This is a genomic window from Chelativorans sp. M5D2P16, assembly GCF_034427935.1.
Classification (GTDB): Bacteria; Pseudomonadota; Alphaproteobacteria; order Rhizobiales; family Rhizobiaceae; genus Chelativorans.
Genome location: NZ_JAXQNM010000007.1, coordinates 1 through 9,863, shown reverse-complemented (window position 1 = coordinate 9,863; position 9,863 = coordinate 1). Strand labels below are relative to the sequence as shown.

Below are 9,863 nucleotides of genomic sequence, written 5' to 3'. Positions count from 1 at the left end.
TGCGGTAATCGGCGACAGTTGTGTAGCCATGGTGCAGCGGATCATCGGCGAGATATGGCCTAACGTAAGCGTCGAGGCCGATCTCCAAAGCGTATCGGGCTACACGGCACTGGAGGTCGAGATATTAGCCACTTATGCTTTTTGTCCTGCCAGATGTGAAACAGCAAGGGCAATGATAGCCAGGGTTGCGGCGATCAGGCTGACATACTGTGCGCCGACCCACTGGATTCCGACAGCGCCCACCACGCCCGACATGGCGATGGCGAGGTAGAGAATCGCCTGGTTGAGCGAGATCAATACGGCGGCGGCATCGGGCCTGAGCGACATCAGCCGGTGCTGTTGCGGTGTAGTAATGGCAAAGGCGGCCAGTGCATAGAAGGCGATCGTCGCGACGGCAGCGCCGTACTGTGTCGTCGTCCATGGCAGGATGACAGTGCTGACGGCGAGCCAGACCAAAGCGATGGCAACCACCCGCGCGCCGCCGATCCTGTCGGCGAGAAAGCCTGCGCCGAAGTTCCCGATCGTACCGACGACGCCCAGCGTGAACATTAGGACGGCCAGTGCGACACTGCTTCCTGCCGTTGCCGGAGCGAAGATGACGCCGACATAGGTATAGGGAATGAAGACCGCCGTGAAGCCAATAAGCGTCGTCGCCATCACCGCCAGCACTCGCCGGTTCGCAAGCGGGCCTAGCCGTTCCGCCAGCGTTTCGGGCGTCTCGATCGGCACGTGCCTCGGCACCAGGGCGAGCACGCCGAAAAGCCCTGGGAGGGCGAGCGCGGCCGTGAACCACATCGTTGTACGCCAGCCGGCAAATCCGCCAAGTGCAGTGCCGAACGGCGCGCCGAGCGACACAGCTGCGGTGAAGCCGGTAACGACGATGGCGATGGCACGGCCCTGAAACTTCTGCGGCACGAGTGCTGCCGCCGTAACGGAAGCATTGGGGATGAACATCCCCACGCCGACCGCAGCTACCATCTGCGCCAGCAGCACCTGCGCATAGGTGGATGCCAGGGCAGTGCCAGCCGAACCGATCAGATAGGTCACCGTCGCTACGACGAGCACCGTCCGGCGCGGCCAGGAGGCCGTCAGCGTGGTGAGCAAAGGCGCAGCAATCGCGCAGGTCATGGCAAAAACCGTGATGATCTGGCCGGCCTTCGCCGCAGAGATAGCGAACGACTCCATCAGCAGGGGCAACAGACCAGCCAGGACGAATTCGCCCGTGCCCACGGCGAAGACGCCCAAGGCCAGGACTGTGACTCGCCCGAGCCCAGGGGGGTCAACGTCTGTCAGATTTTCTGGTTTGGCTCGCATATCCATGACAGCTCCTTGCCCCCGCTCGCTCCAAGGCTGGACGGGCCGCTTTGCATCTCATAAGTTGGAACCGATCAGTTCCGTTCATGCATTCGGTACTGATTGGTTCCGTATCTGTCAAGGACGCTGTAGATGCCGACACGCGCACGTGAACGTTTGATCGAAACTGCCGAGAAGTTGTTCTATGCGGAAGGCATTCAGGCCGTGGGTCTGGAGCGGCTTCTATCCGTCTCGGGCGTTGGTCGCGCCTCTTTCTACCGGCACTTCGCCAGCAAGGATGATCTGGTCGTCACCATGCTGCGCGGCCACGATAGGGCGTACCGCGAGTGGCTGGAAACGCGCGTCCGCGATCTCGGCGGGGATCCGCTGGCCGTCTTCGATGCGCTCGCGGAACGGTCGGACTGGTCGGGTTATCGCGGTTGCGCATTCATCAACGCAATGGCCGAGATCGCCGACCCCGCCAGTCCGGTATTCCGGATCGCCAAAGAACATAAGCGCGCCGTGGCGGAATTCCTCGGAAAATGTCTAGTCGCCGCAGGTTACCGCGATGCCGAAACGCTCGCCCCGCAACTGGTCCTGCTCATCGACGGCGCGACGGTGACCGCGTTGCACGAGCGTACGAACCAACCTATGCAACAAGCCAAAGAAATCGCGCGAGGCATGCTGCGGCGGTCGAACGATGCGTTGGCGAACGGATAGCGTTTGTGACCCGTCAGTTCATCTTTGAACGTGGACTGTCCGTCTTCAGGGGTTTCTGGACAGCGGGCGCTCAGATTTAAAGGAGGCTCTGGCCCATCAGGGTTAGCATATTAGGCGGCCGTTTTGCGATGGAGCAGGCGCCGCTGTTCGATGGTTTCGCGTTTGATCCTTTCTCTCTCCATGATGATGGTTTGGCCACGTCCGGAGTAGACGTCAGCCGGCGTGAGGTTGCCGAGGCTCTCATGGTAGCGCCGGTGGTTGTAGTGGTCGACGAAGCCGGCGATCTGGGTTTCGAGATCGCCTGGCAGGAAGTAGTTTTCGAGCAGGATGCGGTTCTTGAGCGTCTGATGCCAACGCTCGATCTTTCCCTGTGTCTGAGGGTGGCAGGGTGAACCGCGCGTGTGTTCCAGGTTTTGCTGGTGAAGCCAATCAGCCAGGTCGCCAGCGACGTAACACGGCCCATTGTCGGACAGCAGCCGCGGCAGCTGCACCACCTTGGCTGAATCGCAACCCGACGCCTGCAACGCCATAGTCAGCGTGTCGGTGACATCGCTCGCCTTCATGGTCGTACACAGCTTCCAGGCGATGATGTAGCGCGAGAAGTCGTCGAGGATGGTCGACAAATAGAGCCAGCCCCAGCCGATCACCTTCAAATGTCCGGCTTCAGCACCAGTTGGACAAATAGGCGTTAACTGAGAAGGGAGGATTTCTGGCTCATCGTAGCCTTTCACAGGAGCGAAGATGAGACAGAAATCCGGGACACGGTAACGCGGGCCGTTGCCCCGACGCTTGACGCGCCCGAAAGGCGGGTTGGAAATGGCGCAATCGTATCGGCCCAGGTCAAGTTCGCGCCAGTCGAACACGTCCGCGCAAATTCATCGCGCCGTGGTCGAATTTTGCACCGCCGCTCTCACCTCAAATCCGGTCCGCCGCGCACATGACACGTCAATCGTTTTCACCGCTCACCACCGTCATCGCAGCCTCCCAATCGAAGCAATTGGGAACCCGCAGATTCAGCACTGCCACCAAATGTCACGCGCCAACTCACCCGATTGCCCAGGCGGGTCCCACTGGAACTATGTCTGCAGATAACCTATTGTCGAAGATGGGACGCGTCGCGCGTTCAACCCTTCAGGCTGGAGGAGTTTGGTCATGCCGCAAGCCTTTATTTTTCCCGGCCAGGGATCCCAGGCTGCGGGTATGGGGCGGAGCCTTGCCGAGGCCTATCCGGTCGCCCGCTACGTTTTCCAGGAGGTGGACGATGCGCTGAACCAGCCGCTGTCGCGGCTCATGTTCGAAGGCCCCGACGAGGAGTTAACGCTGAGCGAGAACGCCCAGCCGGCACAGTTGACCGTAAGCATGGCGGTGGTGCGCGTGCTCGAGGAGCGGTTCGGCACGCTCCTCACCGAGCAGGCGCGCTTTTTCGCCGGGCATTCGCTGGGCGAATACTCGGCCCTGACCGCCGCCGGGGCGCTGCCGATCGCCGACGCCGTCCGCCTCGTCCGGGCGCGCGGCCGCGCGATCCAGGAGGCGGCCCCGCCCGGCAAGGGCGCCATGGCCGCGATCATCGGCCTGAGCCTGGACGAGGTGCGCGAAGTCGCCGCCGAGGCAGCGAGCGACGATGAGGTGTGCCAGGTCGCCAACGACAACGCGCCCGCCCAGGTGGTGGTCAGCGGACATTCCGGCGCCGTCGCCCGAGCGGAGAACATAGCCCGGGCGCGCGGCGCCGAGCGCGTCGTTCGGCTGGCCGTCTCGCTACCGTTCCACAGCCCCCTCGCCGCGCCCGCCGCCGAGACGGTGGAGCGCCTGCTCGCGGACATCGAGCTGGTCGAACCCCGCCTCCCCATCGTCGCCAACGTCACCGCGACGCCGCAGGATCAGCCCGATGCCATCCGCCGGCGGCTGGTCGAACAGGTCACGGAGACGGTACGCTGGCGCGAGAGCGTCGAGTTCATGCGCGACCGGGGCGTCGACCTCCTGGTCGAGCTCGGCGGGACCAGCGTCCTAACCGCTCTGGTGCAGCAGATTGACCCGACGCTCGAGGGGCGCTTCGTGGGATCGCCGCGCGACGTGGAGGCCTATTTCGACGCGGCCGTGACGCAGGAGAGAGCGCCGTGAAGCCAGCGCCGGTCCGCATCGGCCACCCTGCGACTCCAGGTGAGGCGTGAGCAATGGCAGCCTTCGCACCGGAGGAATACGCCGGCCGCATCGAGCGGACGCGCGAGCGGATGCGCGCCCGCGGCATCGCCATCCTGCTGATCGCCGACCCGGCCAACATGTACTACCTGACCGGTTACGACGGCTGGTCGTTCTACGTGCCCCAGGTCGTGGTGCTGCCGCTCGACGCGGGCGAGCCCCTGTGGATCGGCCGCCAGATGGACGTGCGCGCCGCCCACGTGACCACCATCCTCAAGCGCGAAAGCGTGATCGGCTACCCGGACGACTACGTTCAGGCGCCGCACAAGCATCCGTTCGACTTTGTCGCCGACGTGCTAGTCGAGCGCGGCTGGGACGGCAAGGTGCTTGGCGTCGAGATGGACAGCTACTATTTCACCGCCGCGAGCTACGACGCACTGGTGCGCAAGCTGCCCAACGCCCGTTTCCAGGACGCCTACCTGCTCGTCAACTGGGTCCGCGCCATCAAGTCGCCCGCCGAGATCGAGTACATGCGGCAGGCGGCACGTATCATGGATAGCGTCATGGACACCGCCATCCGCGCGGTCGAGCCCGGCGTGCGCCAGTGCGACGCGGTGGCCGAGATCTACCGAGCGCAGATCGCCGGGACCCAGGAATTCGGCGGCGACTATACCGCCATCGTGCCCATGTTGCCCACCGGCGAGGGCACGTCGACACCCCATCTCACCTGGACCGACCAGCCTTTCGTCAAGGGCGAGGCGACGATACTGGAACTCGCAGGCTGCCGGCTGCGCTACCACTGCCCGATGGCGCGCACGATGTTCCTAGGCAAACCGCCGCAGAAACTGGTCGACGCCGGCAAATTCGTGGTCGAGGGGGTGCAGGCGGCGCTCGACGCCGCCAGGCCCGGCGCGCGCTGCGAGGATGTCGAGGCGGCGTGGCGGCACGCCATCGCCCGCAGCGGTCTCGTCAAAGATTCGCGCATCGGCTATTCGTGCGGGCTTAACTACCCGCCCGACTGGGGCGAGCATACGATGAGCCTGCGCCCGGGCGACCTCACGGAACTCGAGCCCAACATGACGCTACACCTGATCCCCGGAATCTGGCTCGAGGACTGGGGCATCGAGATCTCGGAGACGTTCCGCGTCACCGAGACCGGCAGCGAACCGCTGTGCGATTTCCCGCGCCAGCTGTTCGTAAAGGACTGAACGGCAAGGCGAATTTTTCCGCCGCTCGTGCGTCGAGCAGCTCCGGGCCAGGCCACCGTTTAAGTCGGAGGGTGGACCATGTACTATCCTTTGCAGAGATTGGTCTGCTCCCTGAAAAGTGGTCCTCGCTGGGCGATGTCACGGTAACGGCTTGTGAGGAGCTGCCGCGATAGACGCACGCGCATGTGCATCTCGCCAGTCAGCTATAAGCGCCATCGCTTCCCACCCCAGATCATCGCCCATGCTGTGTGGCTGTATTATCGGTTTCCGCTGAGCTTGCGACTTGTCGAGGAAATGCTGCTGGAGCGCGGCATTGTCGTCTCCTATGAAACGATCCGCCGTTGGACAACGAAGTTCGGTCCGGACTATGCGCGTCGCCTTCACCACAAGAGGCCCGGCCGGAACGATGTGTGGCATCTGGACGAAGTGGTCATCACCATCGCCGGCAGAAAACACTGGTTGTGGCGCGCCGTCGACCAGGACGGTTATGTGCTTGACGAGATCGTCCAAAGCCGCCGCAACACCAAAGCAGCCAAGCGATTGCTGACCCGGCTTCTGAAGAAGCAGGGTATCGCGCCGAAGCGGATGATCACAGATAAGTTGCGCTCCTATGGCGCTGCGCGCCGTCAGGTCATGCCGAACATTGAACACCGATCGCATAAGGGCCTGAATAATCGCGCCGAGAATTCACATGTGCCGCTGCGAAAGCGAGAACGAATGATGCAGCGCTTTCGATCACCAGGAAGTCTGCAACGCTTCGTCACTGTCTTCTCGGCCCTCCGAAATCTCTTCGTTCCACCCCGTTCACGACGCTCCGAATTCCAAAGCCGCGTTCAACGCCTCCAAGCGATCGCGGAGTGGAAAGCCGTGGCGGGAACCATGGCCTGAAATAAATTCCGCTGGCAGAACGTCACCAGCGTATCCGAATTCAAGTTAAGGTGACATCGCCAGTCAGCCTGTCCATCTCGCTGACCGGACTTGCCGCCGCCCTCGACCGAACCCGGGCCCTCTTGCAGTAAACCCCAAGGACAATGCGGGCGCCAGATATGATCCAAATACGGGTAGCAGCTCAGCCCCGACCACGCCGATAGTTGGGCATCCAGGAACGGCGGCTTTTGGGAGAACGTCAGTGTCCTGGGAATGGCAGAGACGGGGTCGTCTGCCGAACGGCGGCTTTCTTCATTTCCCGGCCAGAACCGGACCGTCTGGAATCGGCCCCAACTGGGACAGCAATATAAGGCTTCGCTTGTGTGTAGAGCGGACGCCGGTCGCCGGTGTTTGATTACAAGAGATCTTTCTTCACTGCGCCTAGTATCAGGCTAATCAACTCGGAATGGATGTCTGCGCGCGAGCGGCTGCCGCCGTCCTCGCAGACTGGATCGACCTCCCCCAGCGATTTCAGCAATTCTGCCGCGCCGTCCTTGCATTCCGGCAGAAAGCTCAGGTGAACGGCGTCTTCCACGGAAGCATATGTCCCAAGCGGGGTGAGCGCCGCCAACTTGTCTGCAATCACCGCCCAGGGGATTGTCTCCGTGCTGCCGAGATTGATGAAGTTCATCGGAATGGCAATCTCCTTCAGGCTCTGTTCGTCATAGGCCTGCGCAAGGCCCGGATCGACCAGAACGGCTGATTTGATGCGGCGATCGAGGTTCGACTGTTCAAAGCGTGCCTTGTCGATCTTACGCAGATCGACCTTGTCGACCTCTACCGCTTCGTCGTTTACGTACGCCCGGCCGCCAGCGAACCAGGCGCAGTCCCATTTCGTGTAGGTGTCGCAATAGCGGGCGTAGTCATCGAGATTTGCGCGGGCGCCGGCGATTTCCATGGCGGCGGAACCGCCGAGCGAGAAACCGACGACGCCGATCTTGCCAGGGTCGACGATATCGCGCCAAAGCGGATCGGCCGTCATCGTGTCGATTACGGCGGATAAATCTTGCGTGCGCTCCCACAGCTTGGGTGTATCGGCCGGTGTCGAGTTTCCGCTGGTGGTTCCGGGATGATTGGGACCCGCCACGATAAAACCCGCCTTGGCCAATTCCGCTGCGAGCCAACTCATGCCTTGAACGCGGCCGCCGGAGCCATGCGACATCACAATGAGCGGGAAACGCCCTTTCGAGAACGGCGCGTTCATCGACGCCGGCGTGCCCTTGAATACCTGATTGTCGCCCACGAGAACGGGCTCGCCACCAGCCTCGGCGGGATACCACACGGCTACCGCGAGATCCCGCCCGCGCTCGGGAGCGGCGACGGCTATCTCGCGCACACCGATCTCGACGGCTTGGCCGGGAACAGTGAATGCGACGGTGAGGGCGATGGCAGGGAGGACGCGGAAGGGGTTCATGGTAATCTCGCTCGATTGCAATGGATCGGCGATGGATTGCAGATGCTGCGCCCCGGCGCTTCCTCGATCGCGATTCAGGTCGTCCTGAATCGCGATATGGGTCATCACCGTCCCGTTGGACCACCATTCTTAGGACGTGCCCTTGATTTTCATCCCGCTGCCGTTCGTCGTCGCATTGCTGCTTCTGATCCTTCTCACCGTGGTGCTGCGCAGCCAGGAGTCCTCAAAAGGGAATCGGCCGTTCCTCGCTCTTATCGGCTTGTGCATTTTGCAATCGGCCGCCGTCGGATTGCGCTGGGGTTACGATATCGCGGAACTGCGATACTTGCTGCCAGTGCTGGCGAGCTGCCTCCCGCCTCTGGTGCTTGCAAGTTTTCGCAGTTTGATTCAGCCCGACGTTTCAGAGGATGGCAGCGTCCGTTGGTTTCATGCCGCTCCGCCGTTCGGTATCCTCGTGCTGCTGCTGCTGGCCCCGGAGCTGATCGACGCAGCCTTGATCTTGCTCTTCGTCGGATATGCACTGGCGGTGCTGAACCTTGGCCGCAGCGGTCCTGACGCCCTGGACGAGGCGCGTTTCGACAGCGCCGTTGCGGCACATCGCGCTCTCGTCATTGCTGCCGCATCGCTCTGTCTGTCGGCCTTTTTCGATTTCGCGATTCTGATGGACTTCGAATGGAACAAAGGGGCAAATGTCGCTTTCATCGTGAGCAATGGAAATCTTCTCGGCCTGCTTCTCATAGGTCTTACGGCGTTCGTCGCAGCGCGCGCGCAGGCGCTCCCCGCACCTGCATCGGACATGGCGCAAGCTTCATCCGTGGCAAAGCAAGATCGTGAAGTTCTCGACCGGATAGATCGTCTGTTGGTCGACCAGAAGCTGTCTCGCGACGAAAACCTGACATTGTCGCGACTGGCGCGGCGCGCGGGCATACCGGCGCGGCAGATATCTGGCGCTGTCAACCGGCGCGCGGGCAAGAATGTTTCCCAATACATCAACGAATTTCGAATTGCCGAAGCCTGCCGGCTGCTCCGGGAGACCGATATGTCGGTGACCACAGCGATGTTTGAATCTGGCTTTCAGACGAAGTCGAACTTCAATCGTGAGTTCCGACGGGTTACGTCTCTGAGCCCGGCCTCTTGGCGCGAGAAAAACCGGCCATCACAATCATCTGACGTTTAAGGCTGCAAAGGGTCCGTGAACGGAAGTGGCCGCTTATCGATGGCAACATCCTAAAAGCCGACCGTCCGCCTCCGGCCCGGAACCTGAATTGGCCATAAACGGCAATGTGGGGTGGATTGCGGACGTTCTCATGATCGATCGGGAATGGCGGTCAAGCGGACAGTTGCAGATCCGATAGCTACACCCGCGTAATAGGGCGTCATCGGCCGAGGTTCACCCCCTCGCACGTGCCTATGGTTCTGGACGTACCAAGAAAGGCCATTAGCCCTCGTCCTTCTTTTGTCAGTACTGCATTGTCTACATCGCCCGGAGTGACAGCGAGATGAACTGCCTCACTAAAGGTGATGATAATCTCACGACGGGGATTATCATCATAGTTGATCCATGTTCCCATTTCCTGAACGGTAGAGTACGACCCCGGTTCATAATCACCGAACAAAGTCGACACGTCCTCACCTTCGTCAATAGGAGGCCCCCCGAAGGAGACGGGCGTCGGCAAGGGTGACCGCTATGGGGTCCGAGTCGTCACCCAAGCCAATCAAACGAAGGCGCATTGGCGCGTTATCGAGAGCCTCACAAGTCTCTCCAACGCAGACTTTTGTGAAGTGACAATCTAAGCCATCAATCTTGGCCGCCGCGCTCGAAGTGACAGCCATGAGAGCGACAAGGCTTGCAATCCACGTCTCTATCGTGCCGGAGCGTAGCCCACGTTTAAGACTCCAGATCAGCATGGCTAGGCTCCTGTTTGGTGCGGGTCAGATGCTCTTTAGCGCTATCTTATTATGGGGTCCACGATGAACTGCTGCCACCGCCAACTGTAAACCATAGAAGCAGGTTGACTGTCGTTTGCGTGGCGCCTGTGCGACCGCTATAAAGCTTTCGAAGCCGTCATTCGGGCGGCGAAGCGCGAACGTCTGCAACGGGGTCGTCAGCCGAACGGCGGCTTGCTCAGTTTTTGGCCAGAACCGGACGGTCAGTAGACGGCCCC

At 61.5% G+C, this 9,863-nt stretch carries 8 protein-coding genes and 1 pseudogene; 5 read left to right on the top strand and 4 right to left on the bottom strand.

The features are described 5' to 3' along the window. Nucleotides 1-132: 132 nt before the first annotated feature. Nucleotides 133-1,320 (bottom strand): MFS transporter, encoded by a 1,188-nt coding sequence (locus SIN08_RS02955; protein ID WP_322449400.1) that lies wholly within the window; start codon nt 1,318-1,320, stop codon nt 133-135. Nucleotides 1,321-1,446: 126 nt separating this feature from the next. On the opposite strand from SIN08_RS02955, the gene SIN08_RS02950 reads away from it, so the two are divergent. After that, on the top strand, nt 1,447-2,013 hold the full coding sequence (locus SIN08_RS02950) for a TetR/AcrR family transcriptional regulator (protein ID WP_322450021.1): 567 nt from the start codon (nt 1,447-1,449) through the stop codon (nt 2,011-2,013). A gap of 110 nt (nt 2,014-2,123) precedes the next feature. On the opposite strand, the pseudogene SIN08_RS02945 reads toward SIN08_RS02950, so the two are convergent. Further along, nucleotides 2,124-2,669 (bottom strand): annotated as a pseudogene (locus tag SIN08_RS02945) (transposase); the annotation flags it as partial. A gap of 496 nt (nt 2,670-3,165) precedes the next feature. Here SIN08_RS02945 and fabD point away from each other — a divergent pair. The 3 genes from fabD to SIN08_RS02930 all read left to right on the top strand — a co-directional run bounded on the left by fabD (nt 3,166) and on the right by SIN08_RS02930 (nt 6,245). Then, the gene (fabD, locus tag SIN08_RS02940) at nt 3,166-4,131 is read left to right on the top strand and encodes an ACP S-malonyltransferase (protein WP_322450019.1); all 966 of its coding nucleotides are present in this window, start codon (nt 3,166-3,168) and stop codon (nt 4,129-4,131) included. Nucleotides 4,132-4,184: 53 nt separating this feature from the next. Beyond that, entirely contained in the window at nt 4,185-5,357 is a 1,173-nt protein-coding gene (locus SIN08_RS02935) for a M24 family metallopeptidase (protein ID WP_322450018.1), read from the top strand. A gap of 183 nt (nt 5,358-5,540) precedes the next feature. Further along, nucleotides 5,541-6,245 (top strand): IS6 family transposase, encoded by a 705-nt coding sequence (locus tag SIN08_RS02930; protein ID WP_322450017.1) that lies wholly within the window; start codon nt 5,541-5,543, stop codon nt 6,243-6,245. A 394-nt stretch (nt 6,246-6,639) separates the two neighbouring features. Here the strand turns inward: SIN08_RS02930 and SIN08_RS02925 are convergent, their stop codons facing one another. Next, complete coding sequence (locus tag SIN08_RS02925) at nt 6,640-7,698, bottom strand: alpha/beta hydrolase family protein (RefSeq protein WP_322450022.1); 1,059 nt, start codon at nt 7,696-7,698, stop codon at nt 6,640-6,642. Between the two features lie 142 nt (nt 7,699-7,840). Here SIN08_RS02925 and SIN08_RS02920 point away from each other — a divergent pair, with 142 nt between their 5' ends. After that, entirely contained in the window at nt 7,841-8,875 is a 1,035-nt protein-coding gene (locus SIN08_RS02920; RefSeq protein ID WP_322450016.1) for an AraC family transcriptional regulator, read from the top strand. Nucleotides 8,876-9,630: 755 nt separating this feature from the next. Here the strand turns inward: SIN08_RS02920 and SIN08_RS02915 are convergent. After that, the coding region (locus tag SIN08_RS02915; RefSeq protein WP_322450015.1) for a hypothetical protein at nt 9,631-9,863 on the bottom strand (233 nt) is incomplete at its 5' end.

Excerpts from the sequence above, each read along its gene's own strand:
- SIN08_RS02935 (WP_322450018.1), top strand. The coding sequence starts at position 4,185 with ATGGCAGCCTTCGCACCGGAGGAATACGCCGGCCGCATCGAGCGGACG.
- SIN08_RS02925 (WP_322450022.1), bottom strand. The coding sequence starts at position 7,698 with ATGAACCCCTTCCGCGTCCTCCCTGCCATCGCCCTCACCGTCGCATTC.
- SIN08_RS02930 (WP_322450017.1), top strand. The coding sequence starts at position 5,541 with ATGTGCATCTCGCCAGTCAGCTATAAGCGCCATCGCTTCCCACCCCAG.
- SIN08_RS02950 (WP_322450021.1), top strand. The coding sequence starts at position 1,447 with ATGCCGACACGCGCACGTGAACGTTTGATCGAAACTGCCGAGAAGTTG.
- fabD (WP_322450019.1), top strand. The coding sequence starts at position 3,166 with ATGCCGCAAGCCTTTATTTTTCCCGGCCAGGGATCCCAGGCTGCGGGT.
- SIN08_RS02955 (WP_322449400.1), bottom strand. The coding sequence starts at position 1,320 with ATGGATATGCGAGCCAAACCAGAAAATCTGACAGACGTTGACCCCCCT.